Origin of the sequence: Morganella sp. HMSC11D09 (genome assembly GCF_001807955.1) — a bacterium.
GTDB lineage: Bacteria > Pseudomonadota > Gammaproteobacteria > Enterobacterales > Enterobacteriaceae > Morganella > Morganella morganii.
In genome coordinates this window covers 76,554-97,134 of record NZ_KV791647.1, presented here as the reverse complement: position 1 = coordinate 97,134, position 20,581 = coordinate 76,554, and the positions used below count along the sequence as shown (strand labels likewise).

Genomic DNA, 20,581 nt, shown 5'->3' with positions numbered 1-20,581 from the left:
CGTATTTAAATTTATCAGGGACTGGTATTATCGCCAGTATCATTCACGTATTTTGTTTATTTTTTAGCGAAAAACCGATAATCCAACATGACGCAATCATCTTATAACGCAGAGGATATTGAAGTCCTCAGTGGTTTGGAGCCTGTCCGCCGCCGTCCGGGTATGTATACGGACACGACGCGGCCGAATCACCTTGCTCAGGAAGTTATCGACAACAGCGTCGATGAGGCTTTAGCTGGTCACGCTAAATCTGTCGAAGTTATTTTACATAAAGATCAGTCTGTTGAAGTGATTGACGATGGGCGCGGAATGCCGGTGGATATCCACCCGGAAGAGAAAGTCTCTGCGGTCGAACTGATCATGACCCGCCTGCATGCCGGGGGGAAGTTCTCCAATAAAAACTATCAGTTTTCCGGTGGTCTTCACGGGGTAGGTATTTCCGTGGTCAATGCGTTGTCAAAACGCACCGAAGTGACTGTCCGCCGTGACGGACAGGTTTATCAGATTGCCTTTGAAAATGGTGACAAAGTCAGTGAACTGGCTGTCATCGGGCAGTGCGGCAAACGCAACACCGGTACCAGCGTACATTTCTGGCCGGATGAGCAGTTTTTTGACAGTCCGCGCTTCTCTGTCTCCCGGCTGGTGCATCTGCTGAAAGCCAAAGCCGTGCTGTGCCCGGGTGTTGAGATCCTTTTCAAAGATAATGTGAACGAGACTGAACAGCGCTGGTGCTACCAGGATGGCCTGACCGATTACCTGATGGAAAACGTCAACGGCCTGGTCACTTTGCCGGAAGCGGCGTTTACCGGCAAACATGCCGGGGACAACGAAGAGGTGGACTGGGCGCTGCTGTGGCTGCCGGAAGGCGGCGAACTGCTGACTGAAAGCTACGTCAACCTGATCCCGACCCCGCTGGGCGGTACCCATGCCAATGGTCTGCGCCAGGGGCTGCTCGACGGTATCCGCGAGTTCTGCGAATTCCGCAATATCCTGCCGCGCGGCGTGAAGTTATCCGCTGACGATATCTGGGAGCGCTGTGCGTATGTGCTCTCCGTGAAAATGCAGGATCCGCAGTTTGCCGGTCAGACCAAAGAACGTCTTTCATCACGCCAGTGCGCGGCATTTGTCAGCGGCGTGGTGAAGGATGCATTCAGTCTGTGGCTCAACCAGAACGTACAGGCAGCGGAACAGTTGGCGGAAATGGCGATTGCCAGCGCCCAGCGCCGTCTGCGGGCCGCGAAAAAAGTGGTGCGTAAAAAGCTGACGTCAGGTCCGGCGCTGCCGGGGAAACTGGCGGACTGTTCATCCCAGGATCTGAATCAGACCGAACTGTTTCTGGTGGAAGGGGACTCGGCGGGCGGTTCAGCCAAGCAGGCGCGTGACCGCGAATTCCAGGCCATCATGCCGCTGCGCGGTAAGATACTGAATACCTGGGAAGTGTCGTCTGATGAAGTGCTGGCATCTCAGGAAGTGCATGATATTTCCGTGGCTATCGGTATCGATCCGGACAGCGACGATTTAAGCACCCTGCGTTATGGCAAAATCTGTATCCTCGCGGATGCGGACTCGGACGGGCTGCACATCGCCACCCTGCTGTGTGCGCTGTTTGTGCGTCACTTCCCGGCGCTGGTGAAAGCCGGTCATGTCTATATGGCTATGCCGCCGCTCTATCGTATCGACCTCGGCAAAGAGGTGCATTACGCCCTCGATGAGAGCGAGAAAAATGCAATTCTGGATAAATTAAGCCGCAAGCGCGGCAAACCGAATGTGCAGCGTTTTAAAGGGCTGGGGGAAATGAACCCCGGCCAGTTGCGTGAAACGACCCTGGATCCGAATACCCGGCGTCTGGTACAGCTCACTATCAGTGAGGAAAACTATCAGGAAACGATGTCGGTGATGGATATGCTCCTCGGCAAGAAACGTGCGGAAGACCGCCGTAACTGGCTGCAGGAAAAGGGTGATCGGGTGGAATTGGATGTGTGATGTCACCCCGTGACGGCACAAAAGGTCAGAGGAACAGAGTGAATGAGTGAAATAACTCATGACGGTGTGGAGCGCCAGGCGCTTCATAATTTTACAGAGAATGCCTACCTCAACTATTCCATGTACGTCATCATGGACAGGGCACTCCCTTTTATCGGCGACGGGTTAAAACCAGTTCAGCGGCGTATCGTGTATGCCATGTCTGAACTGGGGTTAAGCAACTCCGCCAAATACAAAAAATCTGCCCGTACCGTCGGTGACGTGCTGGGTAAATACCATCCGCACGGCGACAGCGCCTGCTATGAGGCGATGGTACTGATGGCGCAGCCGTTCTCTTACCGCTACCCGCTGGTGGACGGTCAGGGGAACTGGGGGGCACCGGATGATCCGAAATCCTTCGCCGCCATGCGTTATACCGAATCGCGCCTGTCAAAATATGCGGAAGTACTGCTCAGTGAGCTGGGACACGGCACCGCAGACTGGGTGCCGAACTTTGACGGCACCATGCAGGAGCCGAAAATGTTACCGGCGCGTCTGCCGAACATTCTGCTCAACGGCACCACCGGGATTGCAGTCGGTATGGCGACGGATATTCCGCCGCACAACGCCCGTGAGGTGGCCGGTGCACTGCTGGCGCTGATCGACAAGCCGTCTCTGTCTCTCGAAGAGGTGATGGCGTTTATCCCGGGCCCGGATTATCCGACAGAAGCGGAAATCATCACCGGACCGGAGGATATCCGTAAAATCTATAAATCCGGCCGTGGCTCTGTGCGTATGCGCGCGGTGTGGACAACTGAGGACGGTAATGCGGTGATCACCGCGCTGCCGCATCAGGTTTCCGGCGCGAAAGTGCTGGAGCAGATAGCTGCACAGATGCGGGCGAAAAAACTGCCGATGGTGGAAGATCTGCGCGATGAGTCGGATCATGAAAACCCGACCCGGCTGGTGGTTGTGCCGCGCAGTAACCGGATCGATCTTGATCAGGTGATGACTCACCTGTTCGCGACCACGGATCTGGAAAGAAGCTACCGTATCAACCTGAATATGATCGGTCTGGACGGACGTCCGGCGGTTAAAGGGCTGGTTGAGATCCTCAATGAGTGGCTGGTTTACCGCCGCGAAACGGTGCGCCGCCGCCTGAATCACCGGCTGGAAAAAGTACTGCGCCGTCTGCATATTCTTGACGGTTTGCTGCTCGCGTATCTCAACATTGATGAAGTGATTGAAATCATCCGTTCGGAAGATGAGCCGAAACCGGTACTGATGGATCGTTTCGGGCTGAGTGATACTCAGGCGGAAGCCATCCTCGAACTGAAATTACGCCATTTAGCCAAACTCGAAGAGATGAAAATCCGTGGCGAGCAGGATGAGCTGGCCAAAGAACGAGATAAATTACAGGCTATTCTCGGCTCTGAGCGGCGTATGAACACGCTGCTGAAAAAAGAGCTTGAGGAGGACGCTAAACAGTACGGTGACGATCGCCGCTCCCCGCTCAACGAGCGCGAAGAGGCGAAAGCCATGAGCGAGCATGACATTCTGCCGTCCGAACCGGTGACGGTTGTGCTGTCACAGATGGGCTGGGTGCGCAGCGCCAAAGGCCATGATATCGACCCGTCCGGCATGAACTACAAAGCGGGTGATACCTTCCTTGGCGCGGCACGGGGCAAAAGTAATCAGCCGGTGGTATTCCTTGATTCCACCGGGCGCAGTTATTCGCTCGATCCGCTGGAACTGCCGGGTGCCCGTGGTCAGGGCGAGCCGCTGACCGGCAAACTGACACCGCCGCCGGGTGCCGTGTTTGAACAGGTACTGATGAACGATGAAAATCAGAAGTACCTGATGGCCTCGGATGCTGGTTACGGCTTTATCTGTACATTCAGTGACCTGGTCGCGAAAAACAAAGCCGGGAAAGTACTGATCACGCTGCCGGATAACGCGAAAGTCATGACGCCGATTGAGGTGAATGACGAGGAAAACGACCTTCTGCTGGCAGTATCGCAGGAAGGGCGGATGCTGCTGTTCCCTGTCGGTGACCTGCCGCAGCTGTCAAAAGGGAAGGGGAACAAAATTATCTCCATTACCTCTGCGGCGGCCGCAGCCGGGGAAGACGGTCTGGCACATCTGTTTGTGATCCGCCCGGATGCCAGTGTGACACTGCATTTCGGTAAGCGTAAACTGATGCTGCGTCCGGAAGATCTGCAGAAATTCCGTGCTGAGCGCGGACGCCGTGGTACGGCACTGCCGCGCGGCATGCAGAAAAAGATCGAACGGATTGATATTTCTGTACCGGAGCCGAAGGCGTAATATCCGGTATTAACAGCGATACTATTCACGGGGCAATGATTGCCCCGCTTTTCTTAAAAGGCCATTTTGCGGGGGACGCATGTTAGCCATTTTACGTATCATCATCGTTATTTTTTATTGTATTTTCGGTAGTCTGGCCGGCATTCTTATCTGCCTGACCAGCCCGCGTAACCCGAAGCATGTGATGACTTTCGGCCGCATGTACGGCAAGCTTTCTCATGTTTTCGGCATCAAAATGGTGTACCGCATTCCGGAAGAAGCGAAACACTACGGTTCCTGTGTGTATGTGGGCAACCACCAGAACAACTATGACATGATCACCATGTCGAATGCGGTGCAGCCGCGCACGGTGACTGTCGGTAAACGCAGCCTGATTTGGATCCCGTTTTTCGGGCAGCTGTACTGGATTTCGGGGAATATCCTGATTGACCGGAGCAACCGCAGCAAGGCCCATAACACCATTACCCAGGTGGCGGATCAGATCAAAAAACGCAATATCTCTGTCTGGATGTTCCCGGAAGGCACGCGCAGCCGGGGCCGCGGTATGCTGCCGTTTAAAACCGGTGCTTTCCACGCGGCAATGGCCGCCGGTGTGCCGGTGGTGCCGGTATGTGTGTCCACCACTCAGGGGCGTATTAAACTGAACCGCTGGGATAATGGTGTGGTGATTGTGGAAATGCTGCCGCCGGTTGATACCTCAAAATATACCCGTGAACAGGTGCGTGAACTGGCCGAAGATTGCCGCCAGATGATGATCAAACGTATCGCGGAGCTGGATAAGGAAGTGATTGAAATGGAAAAACAAAAGGGTCGTAAAGACGCTTAATTTCCGTGACTGTCACGCTGGTTATACAATACCAGCCTTATTATTTTGCAACTTATCATAGATAAGTTTAGGAATTGCTCTTCATCCGCTATATCATACGCTTAACACTCCGTTGTTAAGCGTATGCCCTTCATGAAACGATAACACGGATGTCTCTGTCTGCTCACCGGCATACGGGTGTTCGGCACAAATCATAAAAATCATGGAAACGTTTTTTTCGGAGATGCTATGACCCTGAGTCGGCGCCGGTTTATTCAAGCATCCGGCTTAGCTGTGTGTTTAGGCTCACTGCCTCTGTCTGTCCGCGCGGCAGATGAGGGCGGCAGTCAGCCGTTACCTGTTCCGCCATTGCTGGAAAGCCGCAACGGACAGCCGTTATTTCTGACGATGCAGCGTACACACTGGTCATTTAACGGTAAAACTCAGGCCAGTGTCTGGGGCTTTAACGGCCGTTATCTCGGGCCGACTGTCCGCGTCCGTAACGGCGATGACATCAAAATGATTTACAGCAACCGCCTGTCAGAGCCGGTTGCGGTCAATGTCAGCGGGCTGCTGGTGCCCGGTACTGTCGCAGGGGGCGCTGCCCGTCTGATTTCACCGAATACCGAGTGGTCGCCGGTGATCCCGGTGCGCCAGCCGGCTGCAACCTGCTGGTATCATGCCAATACCCCGAACCGGATGGCGCCGCACGTTTATAACGGGCTCGCCGGCATGTGGATTGTGGATGATGAGGAAAGCCGTAATCTGCCGTTGCCGAAAGAGTACGGCGTCAATGATTTCCCGCTGATCATTCAGGATAAACGCCTGGATTCCTTCGGTTCACCGGAGTACCGCACAGAAAGTGACGGTATGTTTATCGGTGACCGGCTGATCGTCAACGGTGCGGAAGATCCGTATCTGGAAGTGTCGAAAGGCTGGATCCGGCTGCGCATGGTTAATGCCGCAAACGCCCGCCGCTTTGAACTGAAACTCAGTGACGGCCGTCCGTTCTATATGATTGCCTCTGATCAGGGGCTGCTGCCGTCACCAGTGGCGGTTGAGGTGCTGTCCCTGTCACCGGGTGAACGGCGTGAAGTGCTGATCGATATGTCAAAAACAGAAACACTGACTATCACGGCCGGGGAATCTGCTACTCTGACAGAGCGTTTTAAAAGTCTGTTTGAGACATCAAACACACTGGTGAATACCAATGTGCTGACTATCCGCGCAACCGGCCTGATCTCGCTGGTAACGGATAATTTACCAACCACCCTGATTCAGGATCCGACACAAATCACGACCGGTGTCCGTAACCGCGATGTGTCACTCAGTCTGTCACCGCCGGGGATTAACGGCGCGATGTGGGATATGAGCCGCACTGATATCCGCACACAGCAGGGCAACTGGGAGCGCTGGGTTGTCACAACCGATACCCCGCAGCCGTTCCATATCAGCGGTGTCCGCTTTAAGGTGATCAACCATAACGGTCAGTCCCCGCAGCCGCAGGATTACGGCTGGAAAGATACTGTCTGGATTGACGGGCGCAGTGAATTGCTGGTGCAGATGATGCAGCCGTCGTATTCCCACTTCCCGTTCTTCTATTACAGCCAGTTCCTGGAGCAGGCTGACAGAGGGGTTACCGGGCAGCTGGAAATCGAACCTTCTTCCCAGTATTAAAATACCGGATATAAAAAAACCGCTGAATAATCAGCGGTCTTTTTATGGTTTTCTCAGCGGCTCAGCAGCCGTTTTTCCTCATCCCGCAGCCAGCGGGAGAATGTCCCTGCTACTGCGATAAACTGAATGATGCCGGTATCCGGTTCTTCGGTCTGCCCCAGCAGGAAGGTGATCGCGTGGCGCTTTTCCGGATACAGCGCAATCGCTTTTCCGGCCATCTGCGGCAGCGGCAGCGGGTAAGTGCAGGTCTCATAGTCATTCCACACCAGGGCGGTGGCACGCAGCAGACGCCGCGCGGTTTCCCGTTTTATCCGCCGGATCTCAGTCAGCGGCGGGCTTTTCTGTAACTGCATCAGGTTGGTACGGACGAGTACCGGAAAATCACCGTTAATGCCGTGTATAATCTCACGGTTCAGTGTCACGACAGGCAGTTTCAGTGTCAGGTCATCACCCCAGACCGGCAGGCAAAAGTGTGCCAGCCAGTAAGCCCAGACCGGCTGTTCTTCCGCAGAGGTCACTTCTGACAGCAGGCCGGTATCAAACCCGATTTTTGACACACTGCTGTGACGCGCGGTCAGTGCTTTGTCCAGACAACGGAGAATGGTTTTTTCCGCCGCACTGAGCGGCCGGTGCAAAACCAGGGTCAGATCCAGATCAGAGCGGCCCGGGACAGCGCGGCCTTCAGCCACACTGCCGTAAACATAGATGCTGTGCAGAATACCCGGCAGTGCAGTACACAGGGACTGTACTGCATCCTGTATCACATTCTGAAATTCCGGCTGAAAAGTGTATTTATCTGTTTTCATTATCATAATCATCAGCTCATTGCGACCCGGACGCCAAAGCCAATCAGGACGACGCCAAGGACCTTATCGATATATTTCTGAATTTTCGCCAATCCGTGGCGTACCGGAGCACTCTGAATCAGCAGTACCAGCGATGGCCAGTAAACCACCGCCAGTCCCATCACAATAGCAGCATACCAGAGTTTTTCACCAAATCCGGAATTGATATCCAGTACCTGGGTAAAAATAGCAAGGAAAAAGAGTGTGGCTTTCGGGTTCAGCAGGTTGCAGAGGAATCCCTGCATAAAGGCTTTCTTATAAGAAATGCGCTGATGTGAGCCGTCCCCGGTATCAAGGGTATGTCCGGCACGTGCCAGCAGGCTGTTGATCCCTATCCAGATAAGGTAAGCCGCCCCGGCATATTTGAGGATCATAAACAGCCACGGTGTGGTGGTGATGATCACTGCAAGCCCGGCCACGCAGTAGGTCATGTGAATGGCGATCGCAGACAGCACGCCCAATGCGGTCATCATGGCGGCGGCACGCTGGTAACGGGCTGCGTTTTTCACAATCAGAAAGAAGTCCGGGCCCGGGGAGATCATACCGAGCGCAGCGATGGTGGTGACCATCAGAGTGGCGTCATACATGTGGTATATCCTTGCTGAAAAAGACCTGAATGCAGAGTAAAAGTATGACTCACCTTCAAGTGTGAAGACAAATAAATTATTTGTATTGATGAAACACTGAATTCAGTCGACGGCATTGAGTAGTTTACGTATAGTGACGGCAAAATTTCTCTCAGCCCTAAGGTGAAATGAATGAACATTAGCTTGATCGCTGCTTTAGCTATGGATCGGGTTATTGGCATGGAAAATGCGATGCCATGGACACTGCCGGAAGACCTGGCATGGTTTAAACGTAATACGGTGAATAAACCGGTGATCATGGGTCGTGTGACTTATGAATCTATCGGCCGCCCTCTGCCGGATCGCCTCAATATCGTGCTCAGCCGTACGCCGGGCAACGATGATCGCGTGGTCTGGGCGAAGTCTGTGGAAGAAGCACTGGCGATTGCACAGAAAGAAACAGACGGCGAGATCATGGTGATGGGCGGCGGTAAAGTCTACGGACAATTCCTGCCGCTGGCGGATCGTTTATATCTGACACACGTTGATGCGGAAGTCAGCGGGGATACTTACTTCCCTGACTATGAGCCGGATGAGTGGGACTCCACTTTTATGGAATATCATGACGCGGATGAAGCAAACTCTCACGGTTTCTGCTTTGAAATCTTAGAGCGCCGTAAGAGCTGATTAATCAGTTGATTCGTATTATTTCATAAATAATGCTGATATAAAAAAAGCAGAGCCACCGGCTCTGCTTTTTTCTTGTCTGTTACCGGTGGCCGGTCAGTCATCATCCTCATCCCGCACCGCAAAAGACTCCTGCCAGAAATAGCAGTGATCTTCCCAGCGCAGCATGGTGAGTTGTCCGCCCCAGCAGCAGCCGGTATCCAGTGCATAGATACCGCGTGGTGCTCCTTTGCCTTCCAGTGACGCCCAGTGACCAAAGGCCACACTGTAGCCTTCCGGCAGTTTTGACGGCAGGGCAAACCAGGGTTTCAGCGGCGCGGAAACCTGATCAGGTTTATCTTTGCAGACCATATCCAGCTGTCCGCCCGGGAAACAGTAACGCATCCGGGTCAGGGCATTGGTGGAAAAACGCAGACGCGGCAGGCCGGTGAGGGAAGGTGACCAGTCATTCGGCAGGTCACCATACATAGCATTAATGAACAGCGGATAGGTATCACTGCTGAGAACCGCTTCCACTTCACGGGCACACAGAATGGCGGTATCCAGATCCCACTGCGGGGTGATCCCCGCGTGTGCCATGACCAGTTTTTTCTCATGATCAACCTGCAACATCGGCTGACGGCGCAGCCAGTTGATCAGCTCATCCAGATCCGGCGCGCTGAGCAGTTTGTTCAGATGATCGCGCGGTTTGTTACGGCTGATCCCTGCGTAGATCCCCAGCAGATGCAGATCATGATTGCCGAGTACCAACCTGACGCAGTCACCCAGGCTTTTGACATAGCGGAGGACATCCAGTGAATCAGGGCCGCGGGCGACCAGATCGCCGGTCAGCCACAGGGTATCAGCCAGCGGATCAAAATCAGCCTGAGCCAGTAATGCGCGAAGTTCATGGTAACAGCCATGAACATCGCCGATAAGATAGGTTGCCATAGAAAATCAGTGAATAAAGGTTGGTATTGCGAGCCGGAAAACAGGGATCTCACTGATGAAATCCGCACCCTCGTGATCCACCATAGTGTAATAACCTTCCATGGTGCCCAGCGGTGTTTCCAGAACTGTGCCGCTGGTATAACGATACTCTTCACCGGGCCGGATCACCGGTTGTTCACCGATGACACCTTCCCCCTGAACTTCTGTCTGGCGGCCTTCACTGTTAGTGATACGCCAGTAGCGGCTGATAAGCTGCACAGGATCACGACCCAGGTTACGGATAGAAACGGTATACGCGAAAACATAGCGTTCCGCATCCGGTTCAGACTGACTTTCGATATAAACACTCTGAACCTGAATACAAATTCTCGGGTCGTTATTCATGATGAATCCCCTATGAGGCGGGATGTTCCGCCAGGTAATTGGCCATCAGACAGTATTGCGCAACACTGATATTTTCTGCACGGGTGGCCGGATCAATACCCAGCTCAGTCAGGGTTTCCGGACTGAACAGATCACCTAAGCTGTTGCGGATCGTTTTGCGGCGCTGGTTAAAGGCCTGCGTGGTCACACGGCTGAGCAGCGCGACATCTTTCAGCACATACGGATTTTCGCGGTGCGGGATCAGACGGACAACCGCTGAATCCACTTTTGGTGCCGGGCGGAATGCCGTCGGCGGCACATCCAGAACCGGAACGACCTGGCAGTAATACTGTGCCATGACACTCAGACGGCCGTATGTTTTGCTGCCCGGACCGGCAACCAGACGGTTAACCACTTCTTTTTGCAGCATAAAGTTCATGTCACTGATTGCGTTAGTGAACGTGAACAGATGGAACATCAGCGGCGTGGAGATATTGTACGGCAGGTTACCGAACACCCGCAGCGGCTGGCCGCGTTCCTGTGCCAGTGCCGTGAAATCCACGGTCATGGCATCCTGCTGAATAATGGTCAGTTTGCTTTGTAAAAACGGATGGCTGGCCAGACGAGCGGCCAGATCACGGTCAATTTCAATCACCGTCATTTTGTCCATGCGATCGGCGACCGGCTCAGTCAGTGCAGCCAGTCCCGGCCCGATTTCAACAATCGCCTGGCCGGGTTGCGGGTTAATCGACGCGACAATGCTGTCGATAATAAATTGATCGGTTAAGAAGTTCTGCCCGAAACGTTTACGGGCAAAATGCCCCTGATGGACTCGTGTATTCATTGACTGTTTTTAATCATTGTAATCGCTAAATTTAATGCGGTGATAAAGCTACCCACATCTGCTTTGCCGGTACCTGCCAGTTCCAGGGCTGTGCCGTGGTCGACAGAGGTCCGGATAAACGGCAGTCCCAGCGTGATATTCACGGCACGGCCGAATCCCTGATATTTTAGCACAGGCAGGCCCTGATCGTGATACATGGCGAGCACGGCATCCGCACGCTCCAGGTATTTCGGCTGGAACAGGGTGTCTGCCGGCAGCGGACCTTCCAGGGAAATCCCCTGCGCCCGCAGCTCATCGAGTGCCGGGATAATGGTGTCTATCTCTTCATACCCCATATGGCCGCCTTCCCCCGCATGCGGGTTCAGACCGCAGACGATGATATGTGGCTGCGCGATACCGAATTTGGTGCGCAGGTCATGATTGAGGATAGTGATCACTTCATGCAGGCAGGTGCGGTCAACGGCTGCAGGCACCTGTAAAATCGGCAGATGCGTGGTCGCCAGCGCCACCCGCATTTCTTCGGTGGCCAGCATCATCACCACACGTTTGCAGTGACTGCGGTCGGCAAAAAATTCTGTGTGGCCGATAAACGGGATCCCGGCATCGTTAATGATGCCTTTGTGCACCGGACCTGTAATCAAAGCACCAAATTCACCCTGTAAACAGCCGTCACAGGCACGAGCCAGTGTTTCGGTCACATAAGCGGCATTTGCCACGTTGAGCTCACCGGCGACAGCCGGCGCTTTCAGTTCAACAGGCAGAATAGTCAGTGTGCCGGCACGCTGCGGCTGACAGGCGGTATCCGGTGAATAAGGTTCAAGGGTGAGCGGCAGTGACAGGACGTGTGCGCGTTGCTGCATCAGTTGCGGGTCAGCACAGACCACCAGTTTTACCGGCCAGTCGCGCTGTGCCAGCGCGACTGTCAGGTCAGGACCAACCCCGGCAGGTTCGCCGGGGGTAATAACGACAGGTTTCAGCTTATTTGTTACTGCCATCTAAAATTTCCACGTAAGCGCCGGCGCGCTGTTCCTGCATCCAGCTCTGTAATTCTTCGCTGAATTTACGGTTAAACAGCATACGGTAAGCGCGATCTTTCTGAGCCGCTTCGGTCTTATCCACGTTGCGGGTATCTTCAAGCTGGATCAGGTGCCAGCCGAAAGAGGAGCGGACAGGCTGACTCAGTTCGCCTTTTTTCAGTTTCATCAGTGCGTCGCGGAAAGCCGGGTCGTAGATATCAGGCATTGACCAGCCTAACTCACCACCACGCAGGGCAGAGCCCGGATCTTCTGAGAATTGTTTTGCCGCAGCATCAAAGGAGGTTTTACCGCTTTTCACATCAGCGGCAATCTGCTGCAGTTTGCTGCGGGCCTGGTCATCGGTCATCACCGGTGACGGTTTGATCAGAATGTGACGGGCTTTCACTTCAGTCACAGAAATCGGCTGGCTGTTTCCGCGGACTTCATTCACGCGCAGAATATGGAAGCCGACACCGGAACGCACCGGCCCGACAATCTCACCGCTTTTGGCTGTCTGAAGGCGCTCGGCAAACAGACCCGGCAGCTCCTGTAAACGGCTCCAGCCCATATTACCGCCTTTCAGCGCCTGCGGATCCGCAGAATAGGTGATCGCCAGTTTACCGAAATCGGCACCATGCTGAAGTTCATTCATAATGGTGGTGACTTTTTCTTTTGCTGCATTCATCTGCTCTTCTGTCGGGTTTTCCGGCAGCGGGATCAGGATGTGGCTGATGTTCAGTTCAGTATCCGCAGCGTTTTGCGTGCTGATAAGGTTTGCCAGAGAATCAACTTCCTGCGGCAGGATCACCACACGGCGGCGGACTTCGTTGTTACGGACTTCCGCCATCATCATTTCTTTGCGGATATCGCTGCGGTATTTGTCATAGCTCATGCCGTCGCGTTTCAGACGATCTTTCATCTGGGCAAGGGTCATGTTGTTCTGACGGGCGATATCTTCGATAGCGCCGTCAACCGCCTGGTCAGGGATAGAGATCTGCATCTGTCCGGCCATCTGCATCACGATATTGTCCATGATAAGACGTTCAAGAATCTGCTGACGTAATGTTGCCTGATCCGGAATCTGCTGACCGGCATTGCGGGCATTCATGGTGACAGTCTGAAGCATATTATTGACATCACTCTCCAGAACCACACCGTTATTCACGACTGCCGCAACTTTATCAAGCTGCTGCGGTGCTGCGAATGAGGTTGTGCTTGCCGTGAACATCAGGCCGAGAATGAGTGTTCTCCAGTTTTTCATAAGTATCCCATCATGTTTCGTATCGCCGTACCGCCGGTACGGCATGTGAAAATTGTGTCAGCTCAGGCGGTTAAAATGCCGGAACATACGGCAGAATACCGCGCTCAAGCATTTTCTGGCTGCCCAGACTGTAATTGCTGCTCATACCGCGTAATTCGATATTAAACGTGATTTTATTGTCGTACTCACTGGCGTCATTTTTCCAGTCGATAATCTTACGCTCGTAACCGACGTTTGCCGCCCAGCAGCAGGTATTGTATTGCAGACCGACTAACTGGCTGGCCGGCTGGCTCTCTTTGGTGTCATAGTAATACTGACCGACAAAGGCCCACTGCTCCGCAATTGGCCAGCTGGCCACAATACCGACCTGAGAGATGCCTTGCTGGTTCCGCGGTGAAACGTATTTTTCGCCATACCGGGTATGCTGACGCATCGCCTGAATATAGTCCCGGTCCACATAGCGGTAATTCAGCTGAATCAGACGCTCGGCATCCTGACGGTATTCCAGAGTGGCGTTGGACATGGAGACACTGCCCAGACGGCGGTCATACTGAATACCGCCTTTCAGGCCCCAGTTGTCGTTATAACGCCACATGGAATCACCTGCCCAGACCATCGAACCGGTTTCATCTTTTTCATCCACGACAGTATTTTGAGAGTCACCGGTACGCGGACGTTCAAAGTAGTAGATTTGACCCACAGAAACATTAAATCGTTCAACTAATTCATCATCATAAATCCGGCTGGTTACCCCGGTGGTGACCTGGTTGGCGGATGCAATGCGATCCAGACCACTGTACATGCGGTCACGGAACAGACCGTTGTAGCTGGACTGCATCAGTGTGGAGTCAAAGTTATTGATATTGTCCTGGTTTTTATACGGGACATACAGGTATTGTGCGCGCGGCTCTAATGTCTGGGTGAAGCTGTCATTAAAGAACATCGGCCGCTCGAAGATCATCTTCGCATCAGCTTTAAACTGCGGCAGCACCCGGGTAACATTTTTTTCAAGTTCGGAGTTCTTTAGTACTTCAGGAATATCCTGATCATAATGGGTTGCCATCAGTTTCGCTTCAGTATTGAAGCTGGCCCAGCCGTTAGACAGCGGCATGCTGAGTGTCGGTTCCGCATGAATACGGACGGCATCCGGATTATTTTTACCTACGCTGGTAAAGCGGGAGACCTGACCGTAGGCCCGAAAATCAAATACCCCGAGGTCATTTTTATAATAATTGAGATCCAACTGCGGCTCAGCACGGTAGGATGTTGCATTATCATTGTTGGTCAGGATCTGGAACTGTTTGGCGGTTACGGTGGCATTCCAGTTCGATTTTCGGATACCCACAGCCAGTTTTTGTGTGGCGTAGCCGTCAGTGGAGTTACCGTAAGCGGAAGTGAAATCGGTAAAATAGCGCGAGTCACTGACTTTGGTGTAGTCAGAGGAGAACCACCAGTCCTGGGCAAATGACCCGCTGTGACCCCAGTAGAATAACCAGCGGTCATTGGAATCACGTTTCGCCCACTCTGCATCACCGGCAGCTTCTTTGTCTTTCTTATACTGCGAGTCATCCAGCAGGAAATCAAAGGCCAGTGTGCCTGTACCGAACTGTGTCAGGTAACGGAATTCATTATCCATTTTCAGGCCGCGTTTACTGAAATAGTGCGGCGTGATAGTGGCATCGTAATTCGGGGCGATATTCCAGTAATACGGCAGGGTAAATTCCAGGCCGGATGATTTGGAATAGCTGCCGTTCGGGATCAGAAAACCGGAGCGGCGTTTATCACCGATCGGTAACTGGAGGTACGGGCTGTAGAAGATCGGGACATTGGCGACACGGAAACGGGCGTTCCAGATTTCCGCAACCTGCTCTTCCTGGTCAATAATGACCTCAGAGCCTTTGACGCTCCAGCTGTCATTGCCCGGCAGGCAGGAGGTAAAGACCCCGTTTTCGAGGATGGTATAACGGTTTTCGCCGCGAAGCTTCATTTTGTCGGCATCACCGCGGCCCTGACGGCCGACCATCTGGTAATCGCCTTTCTCAACATCAGCATCATTGTTATTGAGATTCAGCCACGCTTTCGGCCCTTTCAGACGGATTTGCGGATCAGAATAGCGGACATCACCAGTCGCTGTCGCAATACGGACAGGGTTAGTTTCTTCACCGCTCTGGGTAACTTCGACTTCATCCGCTTTCAGATTCTGGTTACCTGAGCGGATATCAACGCCACCATCATATTTTACCGCGTGCGGATATTCGCCTGACACACCTTGTGCAGTGATATTGACCGGAAAATCGCCGGGTTTACCGTCAACAACCGGTTCGTCATACACCGGAACACCCAGCATACATTGCTCGGCAAGTGTGGCGGCTTGTGCAGCCTGACTGTATAACGCTGCCCAGATAATGGTGGCCAGCAGGGTTGGATAACTCTTCTTCATAAGTATGTCTGCAATTCCGTCCTCGGTAGCACATTGCCCGAACGCCAAAAGCCTAATTTACACGAAAAAAGAGCGCGCGTGAAACAGGTTCACGTATCCAAATGGCGTTAGGCATCGTACAGAATGGGTAGTATGATAATGCAAAATTGCGCCAAGGGCATTGTTGAATTGAGGAGTATATGCACTATTTGGGAAAAATCATCGGAATTTTATTAGGCATGGCGTCAGGGGCCGGTTTTTGGGGTATTTTTCTCGGCTTTCTTATTGGTCATGCGATTGATAAAGTCCGCAGTCAGCAATTGGGTGGCTCATTCAGCAACAATCAGTCCAGACAGGCACTCTTTTTCAGTACAACCTTTCAGATTCTGGGGCATCTGACCAAATCAAAAGGCCGGGTAACGGAGTCAGACATTTATCTGGCCACCGCCCTGATGGATCGCATGCAGTTGCACGGCAGTGCACGGACTCAGGCTCAGAATGCTTTCCGTGAAGGTAAAGCGGCCGGTTTCCCGCTGCGCGATGCACTGCGCCAGTTACGCCGCGCCTGTTACGGGCGGGCGGATTTACTGCGCATGTTTCTGGAAATCCAGATCCAGGCGGCGTTTGGTGACGGGGAGCTGCATCCGAATGAACGCCAGGTACTCCTGGTGATCGCCGAAGAGTTGGGGATCCCGCGTCATCAGTTTGAAAATGTACTGGCAATGATGCAGGCGCAGATGCACGGCGGGGCACAGAGCGGTAATTGGCAGCAGCAGTCTCAGCAGGGTTATTACCGCGATCAGACCGCAGACCTTGCCGCCGCTTACCGGGTGCTGGGCGTGAAAGAAAGCGACGACAGTACTGTCATCAAACGCGCCTACCGCAAGCTGATGAGTGAACATCACCCGGATAAACTGGTGGCGAAGGGATTACCACCGGAAATGATGGAGCTGGCGAAAGAGAAAGCGCAATCTATCCAGGCAGCATATGATCTCATTAAAAAAGAGAAAGGCTTTAAATAATCCCGTTTAATACCGTTTTAAAGGTGTAAAACATGTTGCCGGGAAAGTGCAGGGCGGATCATATTCTTTTCATATAATTGCTATAAAATATAAATGCAGTTGAAAAATTACGTAAATATTTTATTAAATATGTTAAGGATATGATCCATGGCCAATACCCGTGTTCTTATCGGAGTAGCGGGATTAGCACTTTGCCTGATTCTTGCCTCAATGAATTCGGTGACCGTGTTAATCCACTAAAAATCTGATTTACAAGTAAAATGCATCGGCTTGCCGTTTGCCGGATGTGTGACAGACAGCGCCTCTGCATGAAGCTGCAGCCGGGGCGCTGCGGCTCTTGCTTCATCGTGTGCATAAAAACGGTCCCCCAGAATCGGGTGTCCCAGTGCCAGCATATGCACCCGCAACTGATGCGAACGCCCGGTAACCGGAAACAGTCTTACCCGCGTGGCATTTTCCTCATATTCCAGCACTTCATAACCTGTCTGAGCCGGTTTGCCGGTTTCAAAACACACTTTCTGTTTCGGCCGGTTCGGCCAGTCACAAATCAGCGGTAAATTCACCATGCCGGTTTCCGGCTCCAGATGTCCCCAGATACGGGCAACATAGGTTTTTTTCGGTTCCCGTTCGCGGAACTGCCGTTTAAGCTCCCGCTCGGCGGCTTTGGTCAGCGCAACCACAATAATACCGCTGGTTGCCATATCCAGACGATGAACAGATTCTGCGGCAGGATAATCACGCTGAATGCGTGTCATCACACTGTCTTTATGTTCGGGCGCACGGCCGGGTACGGAAAGCAGTCCGCTTGGTTTATTCACCACAATGATACTTTCATCCTGCCAGAGGATGTGCAGCCAGGGATCGGCAGGCGGGTTATAGGGTTCCATTAGCATGGGATCACCAAATCAGAGACCCGGCAGACATTCTCTGCCGGGATACAGGTTACTGATGCGAAACGACAATCAGCCGGATAGCATCCAGGCGCCAGTTGGCATCATCCAGATGTGACAGGATTTGCTGACGTTCTTCTTCAATGGCATCAAGCTCGTCATCACGGATGTTCGGGTTAACCGATTTCAGTGCCAGCAGGCGGTCGTGTTCCAGAGTAAGGTGCTGATCAGCCATTGCTTTCGCTGCGGTAATCAGCTCACGGGCCTGACCGGCAACAACGTCTTCGGACAGACGCAGCACCTGATGCACCTCATTTTGCACCGCATTGACAAACTTACTGCCGGTATGGCGGTTTACGGCATTCAACTGGCGGTTAAAGCTTTCAAACTCCACCTGAGATGCCAGATTATTGCCTTTCACATCCATCAGCAGACGCACCGGTGTCGGCGGCAGGAAGCGGGTCAGCTGCAGATTCTTCGGAGCCTGTGCTTCCACCACATAAATCAGCTCTGTCAGCAGTGTGCCGACCGGCAGGGCTTTGTTTTTCAGCACGGAGACCGCACAGCTGCCGGTATCACCGGACAGGACCAGATCCAGACCGTTGCGGATAATCGGGTGTTCCCAACTGATAAACTGTGTGTCTTCGCGGGACAATGCCTGTTCACGCTTAAAGGTGATGGTGCAGCCGTCTTCCGGCAGACCCGGAAAGTCCGGCACCAGCATATGATCAGACGGAGTCAGGGCAATCATGTTATCGCTGCGGTCATCCTGATTGATGCCGACAATATCAAACAGATTCAGGGCAAAGGTGACCAGTTCGGTATCTTCATCCTGATCCGCAATTTCAGCGGCCAGCTCATTACCGGCTTCGCCGCCGTTGGAATGCATTTCCAGAAGGCGGTCACGGCCCTGTTCCAGCTGTTGTTTCAGGACATCATGAGTCTTCCGGCATTCCGCGATAAATTCATCAAAACCACTGAGATCCGCCGGGTTTGCCATCAGGTTAATCAGTCTGTCGTAATAGCGGTCATAGATGGTGCGGCCGGTCGGACAGGTATATTCAAAGGCTTCCAGACCTTCGTGGAACCAGCGCAGCAGCACGGCCTGTGCGGTATTTTCCAGATACGGAATACTGATCTGAATATCGCGTTTCTGACCGATACGGTCGAGGCGCCCGATACGCTGCTCCAGCAGATCCGGGTTAAACGGCAGATCGAACATCACCAGCTGATTGGCAAACTGGAAGTTACGCCCTTCAGAACCGATTTCAGAGCAGAGCAGCACCTGTGCGCCTTCCTCTTCGGAGGCAAAGTAGGCCGCCGCCCGGTCGCGTTCCAGCAGGGACATATTTTCATGGAAAACCGCAGCGTGGATGCCTTCGCGCTCGCGCAGAACCTGCTCCAGCTGCAGAGCAGTTGCGGCCTGAGCGCAGATTACCAGCACTTTTTCGTTGCGGTTTGCCAGCAGGAAGCCGAGAAGCCATTCAACACGCGGGTCGAAGTTCCACCAGGTGGCGTTTTCGCCTTCAAATTCCTGATAAATCTGCTCCGGATAGAGCATTTCACGGGCTTTGATTTCAGTGGTTTTTTTGCTGCCCATGATCCCGGCGACTTTAATCGCGGTCTGATACTGTGCCGGCAGCGGCATTTTAATGGCTTTCAGTTCGCGGCGCGGGAAGCCTTTCACACCGTTGCGGGTGTTGCGGAACAGCAGGCGGCTGGTGCCGTGTCTGTCCATCAGCATGCTGATAAGCTCGCGACGGGCATTTTCGCCGTCTTCACTGTCGGTATTGGCGGCTTTCAGCAGCGGCTCAATATCCTGTTCGGCGATCAGGTCATGAATGGCATTTTGCTGATCTTTGGTCAGCGGTGCGCGGTCGAGCAGCAGAGTGACCGCATCGGCAACCGGCTGATATTTCTGTTGTTCGGCAACAAAGGTTTCGAAATCATGGAAACGGTTCGGGTCCAGCAGGCGCAGACGCGCAAAGTGGCTCTCCATACCCAGCTGTTCCGGAGTAGCGGTCAGCAGGAGTACAGACGGAATGCTTTCTGCCAGGGTTTCAATCACCTGATACTCACGGCTTGGCGCTTCTTCGCTCCAGACCAGATGGTGTGCTTCATCCACCACCAGCATATCCCAGCCGGCTTCCGCCAGGTGTTCAAAACGCGGCTTGCTCTTGCGGACAAAATCCAGCGAGCACAAGACCAGCTGTTCGGTCTCAAACGGGTTGTCACTCTCGTGCTGTGCTTCGGTGTAGCGGCTGTCATCGAACAGAGAAAACCGCAGATTGAAACGGCGCAGCATTTCCACCAGCCATTGGTACTGAAGGCTTTCCGGCACGATAATCAGCACACGCTCGGCGCGTCCGGCCATTAACTGCTGGTGGATAATCATCCCGGCTTCAATGGTTTTACCCAGGCCCACTTCGTCCGCCAGCAGAACACGCGGCGCGTGGCGTTTACCGACTTCATTGGCGATAAACAGCTGATGCGGGATCAGGCTGGCGCGGATGCCGCGCAGGCCGCTGGTGGCGCGGCGGTACTCTTCACTCAGGAATTTGCGGGCACGGTAGCGCAGCGCAAAGCGATCCATACGGTCAATCTGCCCGGCAAACAGGCGATCCTGAGGCTTATTAAATGTCAGTTTACTGTCGAGAAACACTTCGCGCAGGCGGACATTGTCCTCACCGGTATCGGTACGCTGCCCGGTATAGGTTAATAATCCGTCGCTCTCTTCAACGGCGGTCACACTGAGCTGCCAGCCTTCGTGACTGGTAACGGTATCCCCTTCGTTGAACATCACACGGGTGATAGGGGCATCGGCTGCGGCATAGAGACGGTTTTCACCGGTGGCAGGGAAAAGAAGGGTGATCATCCGGGCGTCGACAGATACAACTGTACCTAATCCCAGCTCGCTTTCAGTATCGCTTATCCAGCGTTGACCAAGAGTAAACGGCATATTTTTGGCT

General features: G+C 53.3%; 16 protein-coding genes. 6 read left to right on the top strand and 10 right to left on the bottom strand.

Annotated elements, in window-relative coordinates; genetic code table 11:
- Positions 1-87 precede the first annotated feature (87 nt).
- From parE to ftsP, 4 genes are all read left to right on the top strand, one after another.
- Positions 88-1,983, top strand: a complete 1,896-nt coding sequence (gene parE, locus HMPREF3119_RS01405) for a DNA topoisomerase IV subunit B (protein ID WP_004237161.1) — start codon at positions 88-90, stop codon at positions 1,981-1,983.
- A 42-nt stretch (positions 1,984-2,025) separates the two neighbouring features.
- Positions 2,026-4,287, top strand: coding sequence for a DNA topoisomerase IV subunit A (gene parC, locus HMPREF3119_RS01400; RefSeq protein WP_032098744.1), 2,262 nt, complete (start codon positions 2,026-2,028; stop codon positions 4,285-4,287).
- Between the two features lie 79 nt (positions 4,288-4,366).
- On the top strand, positions 4,367-5,113 hold the full coding sequence (locus tag HMPREF3119_RS01395) for a 1-acylglycerol-3-phosphate O-acyltransferase (protein WP_036413758.1): 747 nt from the start codon (positions 4,367-4,369) through the stop codon (positions 5,111-5,113).
- Positions 5,114-5,341: 228 nt separating this feature from the next.
- On the top strand, positions 5,342-6,769 hold the full coding sequence (gene ftsP / locus HMPREF3119_RS01390) for a cell division protein FtsP (RefSeq protein WP_036417926.1): 1,428 nt from the start codon (positions 5,342-5,344) through the stop codon (positions 6,767-6,769).
- 53 nt (positions 6,770-6,822) lie between these two features.
- Here ftsP and HMPREF3119_RS01385 read toward each other — a convergent pair whose 3' ends face one another.
- Together HMPREF3119_RS01385 and HMPREF3119_RS01380 are read right to left on the bottom strand one after the other, a co-directional pair.
- Positions 6,823-7,575: a nucleotidyltransferase domain-containing protein gene (locus HMPREF3119_RS01385; RefSeq protein WP_225310107.1), complete on the bottom strand. Its 753-nt coding sequence runs from the start codon at positions 7,573-7,575 to the stop codon at positions 6,823-6,825.
- 11 nt (positions 7,576-7,586) lie between these two features.
- The gene (locus HMPREF3119_RS01380) at positions 7,587-8,201 is read right to left on the bottom strand and encodes a LysE family transporter (protein WP_004237166.1); all 615 of its coding nucleotides are present in this window, start codon (positions 8,199-8,201) and stop codon (positions 7,587-7,589) included.
- Between the two features lie 171 nt (positions 8,202-8,372).
- Between HMPREF3119_RS01380 and folA the strand changes: the two genes are divergently transcribed.
- Positions 8,373-8,867: a type 3 dihydrofolate reductase gene (gene folA / locus HMPREF3119_RS01375; RefSeq protein WP_015422448.1), complete on the top strand. Its 495-nt coding sequence runs from the start codon at positions 8,373-8,375 to the stop codon at positions 8,865-8,867.
- A 96-nt stretch (positions 8,868-8,963) separates the two neighbouring features.
- Here folA and apaH read toward each other — a convergent pair whose 3' ends face one another.
- The 6 genes from apaH to lptD all read right to left on the bottom strand — a co-directional run bounded on the left by apaH (position 8,964) and on the right by lptD (position 15,721).
- Entirely contained in the window at positions 8,964-9,797 is an 834-nt protein-coding gene (gene apaH, locus HMPREF3119_RS01370) for a bis(5'-nucleosyl)-tetraphosphatase (symmetrical) ApaH (protein ID WP_070578127.1), read from the bottom strand.
- 6 nt (positions 9,798-9,803) lie between these two features.
- Positions 9,804-10,181 (bottom strand): Co2+/Mg2+ efflux protein ApaG, encoded by a 378-nt coding sequence (gene apaG, locus HMPREF3119_RS01365; RefSeq protein ID WP_004237169.1) that lies wholly within the window; start codon positions 10,179-10,181, stop codon positions 9,804-9,806.
- Positions 10,182-10,191: 10 nt separating this feature from the next.
- Positions 10,192-11,004 (bottom strand): 16S rRNA (adenine(1518)-N(6)/adenine(1519)-N(6))-dimethyltransferase RsmA, encoded by an 813-nt coding sequence (rsmA, locus tag HMPREF3119_RS01360; protein WP_004237170.1) that lies wholly within the window; start codon positions 11,002-11,004, stop codon positions 10,192-10,194.
- Complete coding sequence (pdxA, locus tag HMPREF3119_RS01355) at positions 11,001-11,999, bottom strand: 4-hydroxythreonine-4-phosphate dehydrogenase PdxA (RefSeq protein ID WP_049241862.1); 999 nt, start codon at positions 11,997-11,999, stop codon at positions 11,001-11,003. Before pdxA ends, rsmA begins: the two co-directional genes overlap by 4 nt.
- Positions 11,983-13,281 (bottom strand): peptidylprolyl isomerase SurA, encoded by a 1,299-nt coding sequence (gene surA, locus HMPREF3119_RS01350; RefSeq protein WP_004237172.1) that lies wholly within the window; start codon positions 13,279-13,281, stop codon positions 11,983-11,985. The genes pdxA and surA overlap by 17 nt, the downstream gene beginning before the upstream one ends.
- 70 nt (positions 13,282-13,351) lie before the next feature.
- The gene (lptD, locus tag HMPREF3119_RS01345; protein WP_046024413.1) at positions 13,352-15,721 is read right to left on the bottom strand and encodes an LPS assembly protein LptD; all 2,370 of its coding nucleotides are present in this window, start codon (positions 15,719-15,721) and stop codon (positions 13,352-13,354) included.
- A gap of 179 nt (positions 15,722-15,900) precedes the next feature.
- On the opposite strand from lptD, the gene djlA reads away from it, so the two are divergent.
- On the top strand, positions 15,901-16,722 hold the full coding sequence (djlA, locus tag HMPREF3119_RS01340) for a co-chaperone DjlA (RefSeq protein ID WP_004242174.1): 822 nt from the start codon (positions 15,901-15,903) through the stop codon (positions 16,720-16,722).
- A 236-nt stretch (positions 16,723-16,958) separates the two neighbouring features.
- On the opposite strand, the gene rluA is transcribed toward djlA, so the two are convergent.
- Together rluA and rapA are read right to left on the bottom strand one after the other, a co-directional pair.
- Positions 16,959-17,609, bottom strand: coding sequence for a bifunctional tRNA pseudouridine(32) synthase/23S rRNA pseudouridine(746) synthase RluA (rluA, locus tag HMPREF3119_RS01335; RefSeq protein ID WP_036417869.1), 651 nt, complete (start codon positions 17,607-17,609; stop codon positions 16,959-16,961).
- A 55-nt stretch (positions 17,610-17,664) separates the two neighbouring features.
- Positions 17,665-20,571 carry an RNA polymerase-associated protein RapA gene (gene rapA, locus HMPREF3119_RS01330; protein WP_015422450.1) on the bottom strand — a complete coding sequence of 969 codons (2,907 nt, stop codon included), beginning with the start codon at positions 20,569-20,571 and terminating at the stop codon, positions 17,665-17,667.
- Positions 20,572-20,581 lie beyond the last annotated feature (10 nt).

Coding starts and splice junctions, on each gene's coding strand:
- apaH (WP_070578127.1), bottom strand. CDS start 9,797: ATGGCAACCTATCTTATCGGCGATGTTCATGGCTGTTACCATGAACTT.
- lptD (WP_046024413.1), bottom strand. CDS start 15,721: ATGAAGAAGAGTTATCCAACCCTGCTGGCCACCATTATCTGGGCAGCG.
- apaG (WP_004237169.1), bottom strand. CDS start 10,181: ATGAATAACGACCCGAGAATTTGTATTCAGGTTCAGAGTGTTTATATC.
- parE (WP_004237161.1), top strand. CDS start 88: ATGACGCAATCATCTTATAACGCAGAGGATATTGAAGTCCTCAGTGGT.
- HMPREF3119_RS01380 (WP_004237166.1), bottom strand. CDS start 8,201: ATGTATGACGCCACTCTGATGGTCACCACCATCGCTGCGCTCGGTATG.
- djlA (WP_004242174.1), top strand. CDS start 15,901: ATGCACTATTTGGGAAAAATCATCGGAATTTTATTAGGCATGGCGTCA.
- rsmA (WP_004237170.1), bottom strand. CDS start 11,004: ATGAATACACGAGTCCATCAGGGGCATTTTGCCCGTAAACGTTTCGGG.
- pdxA (WP_049241862.1), bottom strand. CDS start 11,999: ATGGCAGTAACAAATAAGCTGAAACCTGTCGTTATTACCCCCGGCGAA.
- HMPREF3119_RS01395 (WP_036413758.1), top strand. CDS start 4,367: ATGTTAGCCATTTTACGTATCATCATCGTTATTTTTTATTGTATTTTC.
- surA (WP_004237172.1), bottom strand. CDS start 13,281: ATGAAAAACTGGAGAACACTCATTCTCGGCCTGATGTTCACGGCAAGC.
- rapA (WP_015422450.1), bottom strand. CDS start 20,571: ATGCCGTTTACTCTTGGTCAACGCTGGATAAGCGATACTGAAAGCGAG.
- parC (WP_032098744.1), top strand. CDS start 2,026: ATGAGTGAAATAACTCATGACGGTGTGGAGCGCCAGGCGCTTCATAAT.
- HMPREF3119_RS01385 (WP_225310107.1), bottom strand. CDS start 7,575: ATGAAAACAGATAAATACACTTTTCAGCCGGAATTTCAGAATGTGATA.
- folA (WP_015422448.1), top strand. CDS start 8,373: ATGAACATTAGCTTGATCGCTGCTTTAGCTATGGATCGGGTTATTGGC.
- rluA (WP_036417869.1), bottom strand. CDS start 17,609: ATGGAACCCTATAACCCGCCTGCCGATCCCTGGCTGCACATCCTCTGG.
- ftsP (WP_036417926.1), top strand. CDS start 5,342: ATGACCCTGAGTCGGCGCCGGTTTATTCAAGCATCCGGCTTAGCTGTG.